General features: G+C 39.9%; 13 protein-coding genes, 1 pseudogene and 1 CRISPR repeat array. Of the genes and pseudogenes, 10 read left to right on the top strand and 4 right to left on the bottom strand.

Features of this window, described 5'->3' with window-relative positions; all coding sequences use genetic code 11:
• The first annotated feature begins 103 nt into the window (after positions 1–103).
• The gene (locus tag SACI_RS09740; protein ID WP_015385758.1) at positions 104–1,300 is read left to right on the top strand and encodes a hypothetical protein; all 1,197 of its coding nucleotides are present in this window, start codon (positions 104–106) and stop codon (positions 1,298–1,300) included.
• An 843-nt stretch (positions 1,301–2,143) separates the two neighbouring features.
• Here the strand turns inward: SACI_RS09740 and SACI_RS11955 are convergent.
• The gene (locus tag SACI_RS11955) at positions 2,144–2,281 is read right to left on the bottom strand and encodes a hypothetical protein (RefSeq protein ID WP_155589491.1); all 138 of its coding nucleotides are present in this window, start codon (positions 2,279–2,281) and stop codon (positions 2,144–2,146) included.
• Between the two features lie 287 nt (positions 2,282–2,568).
• Here SACI_RS11955 and cas4a point away from each other — a divergent pair.
• The 4 genes and pseudogenes from cas4a (at position 2,569) to cas2 (ending at position 7,211) form a co-directional block, all read left to right on the top strand.
• A pseudogene (gene cas4a, locus SACI_RS09735) lies at positions 2,569–3,444 on the top strand (type I-A CRISPR-associated protein Cas4/Csa1).
• A 700-nt stretch (positions 3,445–4,144) separates the two neighbouring features.
• On the top strand, positions 4,145–4,546 hold the full coding sequence (cas4, locus tag SACI_RS09730) for a CRISPR-associated protein Cas4 (protein WP_011278813.1): 402 nt from the start codon (positions 4,145–4,147) through the stop codon (positions 4,544–4,546).
• 443 nt (positions 4,547–4,989) lie between these two features.
• A CRISPR array of direct repeats spans positions 4,990–5,647; the repeat unit is 25 nt; unit sequence GATGAATCCCAAAAGGGATTGAAAG.
• Positions 5,648–6,002: 355 nt separating this feature from the next.
• Positions 6,003–6,908 (top strand): CRISPR-associated endonuclease Cas1, encoded by a 906-nt coding sequence (gene cas1 / locus SACI_RS09725; protein ID WP_011278812.1) that lies wholly within the window; start codon positions 6,003–6,005, stop codon positions 6,906–6,908.
• 6 nt (positions 6,909–6,914) lie between these two features.
• A complete protein-coding gene (gene cas2, locus SACI_RS09720) occupies positions 6,915–7,211 on the top strand; it encodes a CRISPR-associated endonuclease Cas2 (protein ID WP_011278811.1) in 297 nt (98 codons plus the stop codon).
• A 1,111-nt stretch (positions 7,212–8,322) separates the two neighbouring features.
• Here cas2 and SACI_RS09715 read toward each other — a convergent pair.
• Positions 8,323–8,688, bottom strand: a complete 366-nt coding sequence (locus tag SACI_RS09715; protein ID WP_011278810.1) for a hypothetical protein — start codon at positions 8,686–8,688, stop codon at positions 8,323–8,325.
• A gap of 413 nt (positions 8,689–9,101) precedes the next feature.
• On the opposite strand from SACI_RS09715, the gene cas6 reads away from it, so the two are divergent.
• Complete coding sequence (gene cas6 / locus SACI_RS09710; RefSeq protein ID WP_230937919.1) at positions 9,102–9,896, top strand: CRISPR-associated endoribonuclease Cas6; 795 nt, start codon at positions 9,102–9,104, stop codon at positions 9,894–9,896.
• 348 nt (positions 9,897–10,244) lie between these two features.
• Complete coding sequence (locus SACI_RS12005) at positions 10,245–11,288, top strand: hypothetical protein (protein WP_011278808.1); 1,044 nt, start codon at positions 10,245–10,247, stop codon at positions 11,286–11,288.
• A 76-nt stretch (positions 11,289–11,364) separates the two neighbouring features.
• On the opposite strand, the gene SACI_RS09700 is transcribed toward SACI_RS12005, so the two are convergent.
• Complete coding sequence (locus SACI_RS09700; RefSeq protein ID WP_011278807.1) at positions 11,365–11,910, bottom strand: hypothetical protein; 546 nt, start codon at positions 11,908–11,910, stop codon at positions 11,365–11,367.
• Positions 11,891–12,289, bottom strand: a complete 399-nt coding sequence (locus SACI_RS09695; RefSeq protein WP_011278806.1) for a helix-turn-helix domain-containing protein — start codon at positions 12,287–12,289, stop codon at positions 11,891–11,893. Before SACI_RS09695 ends, SACI_RS09700 begins: the two co-directional genes overlap by 20 nt.
• A 234-nt stretch (positions 12,290–12,523) precedes the next feature.
• Between SACI_RS09695 and SACI_RS09685 the strand changes: the two genes are divergently transcribed.
• The 3 genes from SACI_RS09685 (at position 12,524) to SACI_RS09675 (ending at position 14,563) form a co-directional block, all read left to right on the top strand.
• Positions 12,524–13,111 (top strand): hypothetical protein, encoded by a 588-nt coding sequence (locus SACI_RS09685; protein WP_015385754.1) that lies wholly within the window; start codon positions 12,524–12,526, stop codon positions 13,109–13,111.
• Positions 13,112–13,896: 785 nt separating this feature from the next.
• Entirely contained in the window at positions 13,897–14,142 is a 246-nt protein-coding gene (locus SACI_RS09680; RefSeq protein ID WP_015385752.1) for a ribbon-helix-helix domain-containing protein, read from the top strand.
• 100 nt (positions 14,143–14,242) lie between these two features.
• Positions 14,243–14,563, top strand: a complete 321-nt coding sequence (locus SACI_RS09675) for a hypothetical protein (RefSeq protein ID WP_011278803.1) — start codon at positions 14,243–14,245, stop codon at positions 14,561–14,563.
• Positions 14,564–14,728: the final 165 nt, after the last annotated feature.

Genomic DNA, 14,728 nt, shown 5'->3' with positions numbered 1-14,728 from the left:
TCTAAAGTAATAAGCTTTTTCGACTTACACTATAGAGGGCTGTGGGCTTTTCCAAACCCTCTGATCCCCTGACTTTTTCCAACTTAGACCGTAGAGGGCTGTGATGAAGAATTTATACCTCCTCGCACTAGAGTATAGTGTGATCCTTACCTCAGACGAGGCAACCTACCACTCCTTACCCTCCCTCCCCCTGAGGCTCATACCTGACTTCTTCCCCGGGAGTAAATACCCTCCATATGGCTTGAGAAAAATAGAGAGCTTAGTCAACGGTGTCGTTGTCCCACCTCACAGGATAGAGAGATACTTGAGGACAGACAAAGTGTTGGGGATTTACGTCAATGACCCCTTAAATCAGACTGAAGTCTCTGCAAAGCTCTCTGAGATATTTGGAGAACCGCCCTACGTCTTCCACGCATTCCAGGAACTATCAAGGAGAGTCTCAAGGCTAAAGGATAGGTATGACTTCAAGGTAATAGTGGGTGGTCCTGGTTCATGGGAGTTTTCACTCAACACTCCAGAGTGGGTCGATACTGTACTAATGGGGGAGGCTGAGGAGACATTGCCCAAACTGCTTAGAGAGGGTAGCGATAATCTACCTAAGGTAGTGTATGGGGAGAGGGCGAAGAATTTCGTAGCCATCAGGAGACCCTCTTCGAATGCAGAAGTGGAGGTAAAGAGAAAGGACAGGAAGATACCCCTAGAGGTGGTTGAGGCAGAGTTAGAGGTCCAGTCAAGGTACCACAACTACCTTAACCTGATATCGGATGACCTGCTCTCTTATGGTACAGAGGACGAAATCTTAGGTCTCCTGAGGTTAGCCTCCAGTTACGGTAATGAAAAGAAAGTTGTATTTTCTCAGATAAGCGCTGAGTCCTCATACCGCTTTCAACTGAGCAAGATCAGGGAAGTCCTGAGGCTCAGTGAGAATAACTGGAGGTCTCCCCTCTTGATCAATCGACCTAACTCCTGTGTTCTAGGCGAAATAGACACTGGGGTGATCAAGGAATTGAACAAGAACTTCATTTACCCCATGGTGTATGTACCTGAAGAGAGGGTCGGGGACTTCATGGATCACAAAGTCCTTCTAATCCCGTTGCCTCAGACTGAGAAGTTTTACGATGTCTTATACAAGTGCTGGGTCCACGATAAGGGGGTATTGAGGATGAGGTTCAGCAGGGTTATCGACTACGTGTTGGACAAGAACAGGGAGACTAGGGGTGAATACTTGAAGAGGTTGAATGTTAGAGGTGTCCATGTCTTCAATCTGGTCTTACTTCTCATTAGGTCATATATGTGGTGACTTTTGTATTGCGGAGCCCCACACTTCTCATCATGTTTAAGATTAAAACGTATTTGTTGGAAATATACAGAATCAAGGAGGGTTAGGAATGAGTTAACACTTCATTACTCTCTATGCTAGCTCTCGTCATATTCCTCAGGTATGTCAATCAGCATTTCTTCAATCAGTTTATGGATTAATCATAACTTACTAGGAACGTCGAACACGATCGTGTTCTTTCAATTCTTTTTGGGATACATTCAAGGATAAGTTCAGCATGGACTATAATCCAAAGACCCCGGACTTTCAATCCCTTTTGGGATTCATCTGGTTTGTTTTTATATCCCTTGTCTTATTTTTCCCTTTCCTTGTATTTAAATTTTAGGTGTTTTATGGGGAACTTTAATGCGACCTTAAGTCCTAGTAATTGTGTTTAGGTTTTTTGGTCGCATGGTGCTTAACTAGAGTTGAAAGATGGTTGTGTATTTATAAATGTTGAGGGGTTGTAACTAAGTTGGGATGGGTCGCATTGAGACTCGAAAAACAACATTTATAAACTTCATGAAAAGATCGAAGAAAAGAGTAGTTACTTTCCCAGTTTAAGGTTTTCTCTTAGTATGGTCACCTTAACTTATTTTCATTCTTAAATGGTGTACTTAGAAAATTTTTTAAAATAAGGATATAGAAAAAACATATAAACAGCTTTTTAAATCCCCTTGTTTACGTTAAAATTTTAGCCCTATATATTAAAAATTTTTTATTCCGTCAAAAATACAGAAAATCAACTAGAATATTACTCAATACCTAGAGTTAACCACGACACACAGAAACTTGATATCGAGCAGCTGTAACTGATACGTTATGTTACTGAACAATATCAACAGGGTAAGAAGAAAAGCCTTGATAACATGACGACAATTCCTGCCCTCTGAGGAAGGCAGTATACTTTGCACATCTCAGCTTATATGATGACGCTGGAAATACTTTTTCTGAAGTCCACATCAATTCATCCCATTCCCCTCTTCCGCCGACCTACCGATAACTAGGAAGATAATATCCACGGAGTAATGTCATGAGTTGTCCCTTGAACTTTATGGTGCAAGATAAAAAAAATCATAAACTAGACACGTACTGTTGTTTTCACTATGACTAATCCTTAATCTCATTGTAAAAACCCCCTAACTACACGTAGATATATCCACTAGGATAGAGTCCTACTTACCTTTATGTAGGAAACCCCCTTTAACCCTAACCCTAAAGTTTTTTACTTGTCATGTCCTTTTATCATTGTGTTTTTCACAGTCCATGATATAATGTTGCTGTCCAAGAGGATGAAACAGACCCAGAGAGTTATTTCGGAAGACCTAAGGGGGTGGAACTGGAATGAGCCACCTATATACTCCCCCTCAACTACTCTGCTCAACGTATCAGACCTTACAAACGGGCTTTGTGAGACCAATAGATACGCTTACCTGAGGCACACTGGGGTAAAATACCAGGTCAAAGAGGGTGTGGCTGACCTACATTATGTTTATGTGGAGTCAATAGAGACAATTAAGAGGCTGATATATGAGAACGGTAGCTCACTGGATGGGAGTAGGCTTAGGACGCTTATGGGCGACGAGTATTATAAGGTAGCAGAGAAAGTCTATGACCCATAATCGGCTAAAACCTTGTGGGACTACATAACTAACATATATTCAGCCGAGCTAGACAAGCATAGGAGTAAGGGTTTCCTCTCTAAGGACTCTCTTGTATACCTTGTGACACCGTTCCACGTTGAATTTCCAGTTGACGGGTCACTTATAGGGTTACAGCAGAACATCAGAGTGGACGCCTTTGTCCCCTCAATCCAGCTAATAGCTGAAATGAAGACCGGGAAGTATAGGAGGGCTCATGAGCTGTCCTTAGCTGGATATGCGTTAGCTGTGGAGAGCCAGTATGAGATACCTATAGACTTTGGCTATTTGTGTTACGTGAGTGTCTACGGGGGTAGCGTAAACCCAAATTGCAGGTTAATGCAGATTACCGACTCATTAAGGAGCGAGTTCCTAGAGGTTAGGGACAGGGTAGCTCAAGCTATCGAAGACGGTATGGATCCAGGTTTACCTAAGAAGTGTGACAACAACTGCCCATATCTCAGTTATTGTATGGGAAAGCGATAAGAGACCTGGACTGAGAGAAGAGAGGTTAAGCCTTTGTAGTCTTCATAGAGTATAGTGCTGAGTGCTTCACTGTTCAAGTTGTAGAGACAACGCGCAGTAAACTAATGCATGTACTTTTTTCCCTCAGGACTTTTACCGATCTTAAGAAACTGCATGATGGATTGGGATTCTATGTCCAAGTTACTTAAGACCTAGCCTCACGTCTACTTCTAGCCCAGCTATGACAGTGTGTACTTACCCATAAATAGGGGTGTTAAACATACGCTTATCAATCTCATCGTGATATCGAATAAATGGTTTACTCTGTCAGGTCTTAAGACAGACAAACTCCCCTCAACTGGGAAGTGTACATAGTCCATTAAAGTATAAGCTCCCCCCACCTCTAACGTAGTCAACACTAAAACGCTAGCTATGGGTAGGGTAAGTCAAATTGAAACAACATCTTTACTCTCTCAGTTGTATATTGGGAGGGATATACGTATGTATATACACACAATACACATAATTGTTGCCACGCTAATATGTAATTGTAGCAATGATTACCGGATCTACTATAAAGCACTACTTTTACTGCCCAGCAATTGTGAAGATAGAGAGCCTGGGCTTTAGGGAAAGGGTTACGGAGGCTATGGTGGAAGGTGAGGAGGTATAAAAAGAGAAAATCGTCCAGTTCTTATATCCTCTCCTAAAGGCTAAGGATGTGATAAAGAAGCCCTTCTTACGCTACAGGGACTTAACAGGTCAGCCTGACTATATCCTAGCCTTCTATCACTACTTTTCTCCGTTAGACATCAAGGCTGGTGAAAAGGTAAGATTGGACCACAAAATGCAAGTTATCTTTTACTCCTACCTGATGGAGAGAAAAGGAATGTTGGTAAAGGAAGGTTTAATATATTACGTGAAGCTAAAAAGGATAGTTAGGGTCAAGTACACTAATCAGGAGAGAAGATATATCGAGAGCGTAATTAATAAGATAAGGGGAACAGAGAGCGGAAGGAGAAAAGAGAGGATAGTCCAACCTGCAAAGAAATGTATCAACTGCGGATTCTTGCCCTACTGCAATCCCCTAAGGCAAGGGAGTCTTTATGTAAGGGAGATATAGGTGTTGTATTGAAAACTTTTCAGTATGTCAGACCTGTTAAATTTAGGTCAAATACGTGGGTTTATAAGTCTATTTATAAATATTTTGATAAACATATTTTGAAAAATAATTACAGATTGCCTGAGATGGCTGAAGAACTTTTTAAGTTTACGTTACTAAAAACATAATTGTAGGTTTGATGAATCGCACTCTTTTCTTCGATCTTTTCATGAAGTTTATAAATGTTGTTTTTCGAGTCTCAATGCGACCCATCCCAACTTAGTTACAACCCCTCAACATTTATAAATACACAACCATCTTTCAACTCTAGTTAAGCACCATGCGACCAAAAAACCTAAACACAATTACTAGGACTTAAGGTCGCATTAAAGTTCCCCATAAAACACCTAAAATTTAAATACAAGGAAAGGGAAAAATAAGACAAGGGATATAAAAACAAACCAGATGAATCCCAAAAGGGATTGAAAGCTCTGTTCACAGAAATATTTGTCAAGCTCAATCTTAAAGGATGAATCCCAAAAGGGATTGAAAGAGTTTTGGGAACACTTCTCTTCCCTTTATCTGTTAGTTCATAGATGAATCCCAAAAGGGATTGAAAGCTCAAATCGTTTGCGTACTGTTTAAAGCTTTTTAAACTCGATGAATCCCAAAAGGGATTGAAAGAGCACCCTATTTTCAGGTGCTGGCTGACTAGAACTTTGATGAATCCCAAAAGGGATTGAAAGGGGTATAAATAAAGTATGCCAGCCTGTGCTAATGACAGGATGAATCCCAAAAGGGATTGAAAGAGTTTATTATGTCATTGGACAGCAAGTCATACGAGAGATGAATCCCAAAAGGGATTGAAAGTTTTCTCCTTTTTTCATAATACTTCTTTCCATATTTCCGCAGATGAATCCCAAAAGGGATTGAAAGGCTCTGCTAACATTAGCCTCTTCTCCTGCTAGAGCTAGATGAATCCCAAAAGGGATTGAAAGATCTTGTCGCTTATGTGAACGTCTAGGGAGTCGATAATGATGAATCCCAAAAGGGATTGAAAGCCAAACCAAGTTAGGTTTTATGTTGAAGGGGACTCTGATGAATCCCAAAAAGGATTGAAAGACGGCAATTATGGTTATATCATAATGATAATGCTAAGTCGAGCGTATTAGACTAGTTATATCTAAGGGATGCGCTTTACTCACAGGTAGTATAGGAGTAGTGTAGACTTGGAGGAGGAATAACGCCATTTATTAGCTCTACCTCCACAATAGTTTAATGCAGCAATAATGTCGTCTCTGGACAATCAATATAGATCTAGAATTGCTAGGAAGGGGTGCGTTTTCGTAAGCTATACTTCTCCTCACACGCACGTTAGTGTCTGTACTGAATTACAAGAAGATCTTCTACTTTAACGGCACAACACAGAGCTCTAAGCGATAAAAAAATTAATAATGAAATAAATATAAAATTAAGTATGAAAGATGGGAAAAAGATAGCATTCGTTAAGGACCACGGGGCTCACCTGAGGGTCAACAAGGGAATGATAGAGTGCTCAGTTAAAGATGAGGTCAAGTGGTCTGTGTCTCCTTCAGAGTTGTCCTCGATCGTCGTGATCTCAAGGTCAGCTATATCCTCTGAGGTGATAAAGTTAGCCTATGAGCATGGTGTAGACCTGGTATTCTTCGAGAAGTATGAACCAATAGCTAAGCTCATACCAGCTAGGTATTCTGGGTCAATGAGGCTTTGGCTGAAACAGATGCTTGTAGTGCACAGGAAGACCATGTACTTGTACGCAAGGGAGTTTGTCTACGGCAAGCTTCACAACCAGATGATGACACTAAGGTACTATGAGAGGAAGTACTCCTTAGACCTTAAGACTAGAGTGCTAAGTGAACTTGCAAAGAGTGTGTTAGCACTTACAGATGTGAAAGAGATCATGCAGGTTGAAGCACAGGGTGCCAAGGTCTACTGGAGTGGAGTGAAGAACTTACTCCCTAAGTCCCTGGGGTTTAAGGGGAGGAAAAAGAGGATTGAACTTAACAAGGACCCCTTTAATGTGGCTTTAAATATAGGCTACGCCATGTTGAGGAAGCTGGTCCTCTCTGCTCTCATATCTGTGGGGCTCAACCCCTATATAGGTTTTTTACACAGGGTGAGGAGCGGTAGGACGTCACTGGTTTTCGACTTAATGGAGGAGTTCAGATCTCCACTTGTGGACAGGAAGTTAATAGGGATAGCAAGGGAAGACCCTGAAAAAGTTAAGGATCCTAAGACAGCCTATACACTTAACCTGGACGAGGACTTGGTGTATACTCAGGCTAGGAAGTTGGCAAACTCGCTACTCCACGACGAAGAGTATAAGCCATTCCTCAGTAAGTGAGGTACAATGTTATATGTGGTGTTTTACGACATAAGTGATGACGACCTGAGGGGGAAGGTAGCTGACTTCCTTAAAAAGAAGGGACTGGTAAGGTTGCAGTTCAGTGTTTTCTTTGGAGAATTGAACTCCTCTAGGGTTAAGGACCTGACAGCAGGCTTAAGGCTTTACGCCAAAAGGAGGTCTGAGGGGGAGAGGTTTAACGTGTTGATACTGCCTGTCACAGAGACCCAGTTTAAGCAGAGGATAGTAATAGGTGGTTCAGGAGAACATGAAGAAAGGGGAGACTCAAACGTGTTGTGGTAAGTGTGATAGGAGTGTTCCCGGTGTGTATTTCAGATCAACATGGAAAGCCTTGTGTTGAAGACCTGAAACATATTTTACATGAAGGGGGGGATCTAGACACAGACTGATAGAAGAGCGACAAACCCCCTTCGGGAGTAAGTCAGAGTTCTAACTTAATCTATCTAGTTGTATTAAGGTGATTTGCTGACACTTGAACGGTGTTTCTACCCAAGTGTATGGGGAGAGGCTGACTGGACGGACTAAACAGGGTAGCCTTCAACATACTCAGTGTACAATTGGTCTTCTCTCACTTTATCTACATGAATAATTTTGAAATGACCATTGTGACTAAGAAGGGAAATTAGACCCTTTCAAGTTATCACTCCCGTTCTAGGATGAGTTGAGTGTTATCCCCTCTCCTCAAACTCAGAGGTATGAGGTCACTTTTTTGTTTAAGTTTGCTGAAAAATAGTTGCATACATATACACTCTCTCTTCACCTGTATTGTTTTTCTTCCCCAAACAATTACTATCTACCACCTACCCCTTCGTCGCTCGGTAACAGTAATCCTTATAAAAGTGTTCTTCGGAATAGAATGCATGCTTGAACTTCTTTTCCTAAGAACCCATGATAAGTTGTATAATATGCGTAGTCCACGACGATTGTGGGCAGTGCTTCAGGGATTTAAGGAGCATGAAGATACACGCTGAGAAGAGCCAAATACCTTATTGTGTGGTGTGTAAGAAGGAGATAAGGTCAAGGAACTTTAGCGACCTTAAAAGGCATTTGAAGAGGTGTAAGGATGACAGACACCAGAAATACCTCATCAGCAATTGGCAACTGTTCAACTGAGGGGTAAGCCTAGAACGGACAGACAATGTCTAAACTACTACCGCGTCACTCTTTTTTCCTTTCCAATAATACTGAACCTCTCACTCCACACTTACCCTGTCTACCTTGACGATATTGCTATAGTGAACCCTTATGGGAGGGGTTCTCTGAGCCTTTCGACTTCACCATATAAGGGATATAGACCCGAAAAGGTGAGGGAACCCTTCAGTGGTTTATCAGTCTATGTTAGAAAAGTTTATAAGATATAGAAAAAAGAGTCAGATAGTTTAAAACTAATTAGTCAGAAGAACCTGTTGGCTATAACAACAGCGAGTATTATCACTGCAGGAATATCGTCAGCCATATCGTCGGGATGAGGAGCTTCTATAATGGTCCACACTAACTTTATTGCCAGGGCTACAACAAATACGGTTAAATAGATGTTGTTAAGACGTTTTAGACCTTCAACTGACCTTGACCTCATGGCAAAGTATAACACAATGCCCACGATCCCTAGAACTAACACCAAAATATCGTCTAAAGGATAGACCATGTTGTCAGCTATTTCTGCTGCAATATCTGACCCAAACACTAATAGGGTTATGGAAAAGAAGAGAAATACTCTTGTCCTGGCTACCAACTTTTCAATCTCATTGGAATCTGGCATATTAAATAATAATAAATAAAGTGTTTTTTTAAAGTTTTTCTTTTGCTTTTATGTATTGACTACAATTCTAGTTATTTTGGTATAAATTGGTTTTTTGTTTGTTTACAGGTGTATTTTTATTGTAAGTTGGAGCATGAATACCATAAACTTTTCTGTGTCCACTAAATAACCCCTTTAAACAAGTATTAGACATGGTAACAGATATCGTGGGTTAACCTTAACCTCTAGTTAGCTAGTTTTCGTCTGAATAAGAGACTTAATTGTCTGGTTTTAGAGAGGAGTCTCATTCTCCCTCGCTGGTAAGTCCTATCACACGTTACACTAACACCACTAAGACCATATTCCCTCATCATCACTGGAGTTAAAGTAAATGAAGAGAATGTATAAAAATGTAGTTGTCATACACTATTATTGTGATATTCTACACATCCTTTGAGATCACTACTGACCACGACATAATACTCCCACCTTTCACCTCAAAGTTAAGTAGGTTAATATTGGTGAAGCTCTCAGACACATACTCAAAACTCCAGTATCAGAACACTTCTTATAAGCCCCTGAGGGTGACTGTTATTAAGGACCCAGAAGGGAGACCTGTTTACGCAAGGGGAAGGGGAAAGTCGATAATTAACGGTAATCAAAGTTATTCCTTTACCTTTTCTTTTCAGGACGAGAATATTTTCAGAGAAATAATGGAGAAAGTACAGACTACAGTCGAGGCGTGGAATACTAAGTTCCAGGTCAACCTAAAGGACATTAAGGTCGTAGACCAGACGGAGAGCCTTAGATCTGAGAGTAAGCTTTACAGGATGGAGTTTTTAACACCCACCCTCCTACAACCCATAAGACCTAACCTGAAGAGGAAGGACAACAGGTTCGTCCTCTTTCCATATGTGCCCATACTCCTGTTCTCCATTGTTAAGCACTGGAACCAGAACATGGATCAAAAAATACACGGAGTCACTGGGCTTAAGACGTTATATTATATGAGGGAAGTGGACTACAGGCTACGTCCAGTCACAACTTATTATGACGGAAAGCCTGTGAGGGGCTTCACAGGGTGGACCGTTTTTGAGCTAAGGTCAAAGAGGAACAGTAAGATCACTAGGAATGTCCAGAAGTTGCTGGAGTACGCAAACTACTTCGGTGTAGGCAAGAGTAGGGCAATTGGCTTTGGTGAGGTAAATGTTAAGGTAATAGATGAATGAGGAAGTATTGTAGTATGGGCTCATTACGGGCAATCAACTTAGTCCAGTTTTATGTCTTAACCGGTTTTATGTCTTAAAGAGTAAGTACTTAATACTCTTGGGCTTGAGGGTTGATAATCTCTGAGCTGTAAGTACATGTGTGAAAACATGGTGCCACTATTTAACCTGAGACGACCTTGTGGTGAACCTCTCTTCAAGACATCCAGCCCTGTGTCTTCATATCCAATGACAAAGCTATCCATGGGATCAGAGGCTATAAAGGTGGAGTTTGAGACGGATTAAATTAGTTCCACGTAGAACCTCTCTTCCAAAGTAGTTTTATAAATGCTTAAAGTTAAATTTTATTCAATGTCTAGTCTATATTTCTACTCACATGAGTTCAGACTCGCAGTCTTTTCGTTAGTATGCTTAGTTGCAATACATTATGCCTTTACGTATTTTTACCCTCACGACTTAATTTCCGAGGTCATCGTTCTAGTGAGTGTAAGTGTTTTTTCCTCCCTTATCTCTCTCGTCTTTCTGAGGGGCTTCGAACCAGGGAAGTATCTCCTCTGCTGGTATTGGGCGTATTTCATTAACCTATTCTTTCTGGGCACTCAGACCCTTTACCCACTGGACTTAGGTACCTTAAACCCCGTTGCGTGGGCATTCCTCTTCTCTATACTATCACTGATAGTAACAACTATCGTCAGGTTAATCAGGAGAGGGGATGAGATAAGTAGTTCGCTCTCCGCATACCAGTTATGGGCTTCCACAGTCTATTACACAGGTCTTCTCTATGCCTCCCAGTACATATTACCTTCTTTGTTAAAGTTCTTAGTGCCTATTCTTTTCCTATCCTATGTCCTCTCCTTCTTTGCTTTCAGGTTAAGCAAAAGTACCTACTTCAACCTGTGCCTTGTTGGGCTCTTCTTAACAGCGATCTACATGTCTAAAAATGCCATAGTAAATGCAGACCGCACATTCCTCCTATTCCTCTTTGTATTTTCTCTAGCCTATTATTACCTCACAATGAGGGTGGTGCTTATTAACACTGAAAATGGGTTATATGGTGGTGTTGTATCGTCCTATACCTCAACCATATTCTTCCCTCTATCAGTGGTTGTCGTCTGGTATTTTGTCCACGAATTCCTCTTAATATTTCCTCCTGTAAATGCCAATGTCTTCCTCTCGCTCTTTTTACCCTCAGCCATAGGAAGTGTTCTAGTGGACACCTTAAAGGGAAGGAAGTTACCAAGTGGTATAGTGGGAGGAGTTGGAATGGCAGATGGACTTTGGTTGGACATGGTCAACTTGGTCTTGTACTACCTTTTCATAATAAAATTCGGAGTATTAGACGGCTCTATACTCTACCTAGTAGTAAGCCTGTTAATACTCAGGTTCTTGTTATAGATATCCCAATAGCGAGGTGGATCTATCCTAAATCTCTGGACCTGTTATATGTCCAGTGGTAAGATATACAATTGTTTTAAGATATGTTACTGGTAACTGAGTCTATTACCTTTTTAGTTTCCGATAAGAACTTATCGGTCTCTCCAATCTCCTTGAACTTATAGATAATTGTCAAGACATAGGTATTCCTCAATGCAGGATAATTACTTAGTCTTATCAATGAATTCTCTTCAGTGATCTCAAAGCCACTTAACTCCTTACCAAAGAGCTTACAATCTAACTTTAGATTTCCTTTTACTAAGATCTCTGAAACAAGTTCTATAAAGTCTATGTCCCCTAACCTTAATTCCTTTACTATCTCCTTAAAGTCACTAACCGCTTTAGGAATTTCATCAAATGATGAGACTGAAAAGCTCATAACTCCTGAGCTGTTATTAAACTCGAAGACTATTGAGTCCTTACTTGCCGTGAAACTACCTATTACTATTGACCCCGGTGGTGATGGAGGTAAGTCTCGGGGGACTATGTACGCATTATCTTGTATAACCTTAATCATATCTCTGAGGTCAATAACGTGAGGATAAGAGAACCTTATTGTTAGTCTACAAGACCTTAATTGCATATCTCCGGACACCTTCCTGTGGTGATATGGTTACGTTAGGGTTTGTATATATAATTCTAGTTTCGAGCTCTGGGGTTGTCTTTAGTATCTTTCTCTTTTCTTTTTCAAGAAACCCCATATACTCTACTAACAATTCCTGAACAAATGAGATAGCTCTAACTCTGTCCTTCTCGTATAGCAAATCTAATAACTTAGCCTTATTCTCCTCATCAATGTACTTCGCAATCTCCCAAATCCAGTGGTATATTGCACTTCTGGTTATCCCTATCTTCTTAGCTATTTCAGAAATATTGACATTGTATTCATCACGTAATATGTTGACTATTTTTACGCAGTCTGTCTTAGTAAGAAACTTTCCAAAAGATTCACCAAATGTCATATGTATATTGATAGTACACACCCATATATATTTCCAACTTCAGTTAATTGTTCCTCATTAATGAGGTTCAGTATGACCATAAACTTAAAGTAGATAAGGCAGCAGGTGATTTGCAAAACTTCATAATTGGGATGAATCTTGAATTTATTGCTAATTATTCAGTCTTTGGCTCCTCTTGTGAGATCCCTGGACATGCAAATTTTTATCCTCTCCTTAAGATAATATGCCACGTTTATGGAAGAATGTGAACTGCCCTGCGATAGGACCAGTGTTGATGAGCAATTTAAGAAAATAATGAATGACCTGGTTAAACCATATCCTGGTTTTGAAAACTTAATTAAGAATATAGAGGTTGAAATGAGTTACACCATGCCAGGGAAGGGAATAGTAAGAGGAGTTTATGATTATGAATCTGGCACTCTCAAGGTATTCTGCATACGTTATAAAGTCTGTGTGGAAACTCTAATCCATGAAATCTTACACTCGAATAGGAAAACTAAGAGGAGAGGTATTTTTGACGAAGGGCTTACCGAGCTGTTCACTCTATATTATCTAAAAAAATTCTTACCTCAATGCATAGACCACAGGTTAACTGACGCATTATGTATGATAAACAAGGAGTATGAGTATTATGTCAGACTATGGGGGAGTATAGCTTTGGAAGTTGGTATTGAGAGACTATGGAAATATTACACGAGAGGTAATGATGAGTTATTAGATGAAATTGAGACGAAAGAGAATTTATTCGAATCTGAAAAACTAGTGCAACAAAAGTTAAAGATTAAGATATATGACTTGATCGATATATTAGACAAATTATGATAAGACATCATTCCTAAAACTCTGAAGCTTAATTAAACTCGTACAGGTTTTACGACTATATAGTACGCAAAAGGTCAATAACACATATAGCATGGGCAAACCATGAGTGCTTTAAAAATATTATGTTAGACCTTTAATGTCAATCTTTGTAACTACTACTAATGAAAGCAACTGACTTGTAACAAAATGGGGAAAACCTCGCCCTGGTGGTAGGAAAGTATATAAACTTCTCTCTTTTATTTTTCTCAGTTGATGGGCAGGGAGGAAACTTAAAGGGTGAGATTAGAATCAGGACTATCAGTCTAATAATGTCTCTCAGACTAGGCATATGTCAGAGAATCGAGGAGGTAACCCTGATTATTGTAGTAGAGGAAATCAGTATCCGATCCATTCGCTGACAATTGACTCAATATATATCTTTAAATGAGGGCTAAAACCTTAGCCGGAAAATAAGCCATAATGTCGTTAACCTCTAAATGAATGAATGTTATTAATTCATTACCGAGGAAGAAGAGAGTTTTTGACTTTTACATTAGAGAAATGAGTGTTAAATTGCCCTAAGTAAAAGTTGACAGGTAAGTGTTCAGAGAACTTATTTGAGGAGAGTTTATCTGAGAACACTCTTATTATTACTTAGTTTTAAACTAACGTAATATTTCTTAACATATATCTGTAGACTTGTTTGCCCCTCAGATGTAAATAAAGAATTAGATCTCCACCCTTACCAGCTAGAAATAAAGGACAGTCGTGTAAGGTTTATTTGAGTGTACTTCTTACAGTACACTATGGAAATTCAAACTGTCACCATAAGGATCGATACAGAGGTGTTAAAGAAGATCGATGAACTAATAACGTTAGGTATATTCAGCTCTAGAAATGAGGCACTGAATACTGTAATCAGGATAGGACTGGATGAGTTAAAGTTTTGGAGGGAAATAATAAGGAAATATGAGGATTTGAAAAAGAAAAGGGTAGAGGTCTTCATAGATAAGCCACTTGAGGAACTCCTCAAAGAAAGGGATAGGTTTTGAGATATCTCGACACTAGTGTGATTGTACTAGCCATAAGTAAAGAAGACCTATTGCTTTAGAGGAGCATATAGGTGGTGGAGTAATATCAGAGCCAGGGTTGGTGGAACTAACGAGTTATCTCTCAAGGAACATCAACGATAACCCCTTACCTTATGTACTCAAAGTAATTAATGACTTCAACCTGACAGTATCAAGCCCTGACGATAGTTATGTGAAGATGCCCTATCTGGGAAAGGTAAGAAGTGTAGTCGCAGTCTCACTAATTATTTCTCAGAGAGTAAAGTTAAGGACGTTAGACTTATTACACGTCTCCTACGATATTCTCCTGAGAGTAAAGGAATTTGTAACAGCTGACAAGGAGTTTGCAAAAGCAAAAGATGTCCTTGATGAAAATGGGATTAACCTGAAGATTATAGTGTAAGCGTAGTGTAGTAACCTCAGTCCTTATGTCTCTCTAGAATATCTCACATTGACCAAAGAAGCTCCTTTTCCTACTCAGACTCTTACTCTCGCATTGAGATCTCTGTGTCCCTCAAATCTATGTTATTCTGGAGTTGCCTTATAGTGACATTAGGATAATGAGCTA

Source organism: Sulfolobus acidocaldarius DSM 639, assembly GCF_000012285.1.
GTDB classification, from domain to species: domain Archaea; phylum Thermoproteota; class Thermoprotei_A; order Sulfolobales; family Sulfolobaceae; genus Sulfolobus; species Sulfolobus acidocaldarius.
Note: the sequence above shows the minus strand (reverse complement) of the source record. Positions and strands in the feature narration are given on the sequence as shown.

Excerpts from the sequence above, each read along its gene's own strand:
- SACI_RS09740 (WP_015385758.1), top strand. The coding sequence starts at position 104 with ATGAAGAATTTATACCTCCTCGCACTAGAGTATAGTGTGATCCTTACC.
- SACI_RS11955 (WP_155589491.1), bottom strand. The coding sequence starts at position 2,281 with ATGTGGACTTCAGAAAAAGTATTTCCAGCGTCATCATATAAGCTGAGA.
- cas1 (WP_011278812.1), top strand. The coding sequence starts at position 6,003 with ATGAAAGATGGGAAAAAGATAGCATTCGTTAAGGACCACGGGGCTCAC.
- cas2 (WP_011278811.1), top strand. The coding sequence starts at position 6,915 with ATGTTATATGTGGTGTTTTACGACATAAGTGATGACGACCTGAGGGGG.
- SACI_RS09715 (WP_011278810.1), bottom strand. The coding sequence starts at position 8,688 with ATGCCAGATTCCAATGAGATTGAAAAGTTGGTAGCCAGGACAAGAGTA.
- SACI_RS12005 (WP_011278808.1), top strand. The coding sequence starts at position 10,245 with ATGTCTAGTCTATATTTCTACTCACATGAGTTCAGACTCGCAGTCTTT.
- SACI_RS09700 (WP_011278807.1), bottom strand. The coding sequence starts at position 11,910 with ATGCAATTAAGGTCTTGTAGACTAACAATAAGGTTCTCTTATCCTCAC.
- SACI_RS09695 (WP_011278806.1), bottom strand. The coding sequence starts at position 12,289 with ATGACATTTGGTGAATCTTTTGGAAAGTTTCTTACTAAGACAGACTGC.
- SACI_RS09685 (WP_015385754.1), top strand. The coding sequence starts at position 12,524 with ATGGAAGAATGTGAACTGCCCTGCGATAGGACCAGTGTTGATGAGCAA.
- SACI_RS09680 (WP_015385752.1), top strand. The coding sequence starts at position 13,897 with ATGGAAATTCAAACTGTCACCATAAGGATCGATACAGAGGTGTTAAAG.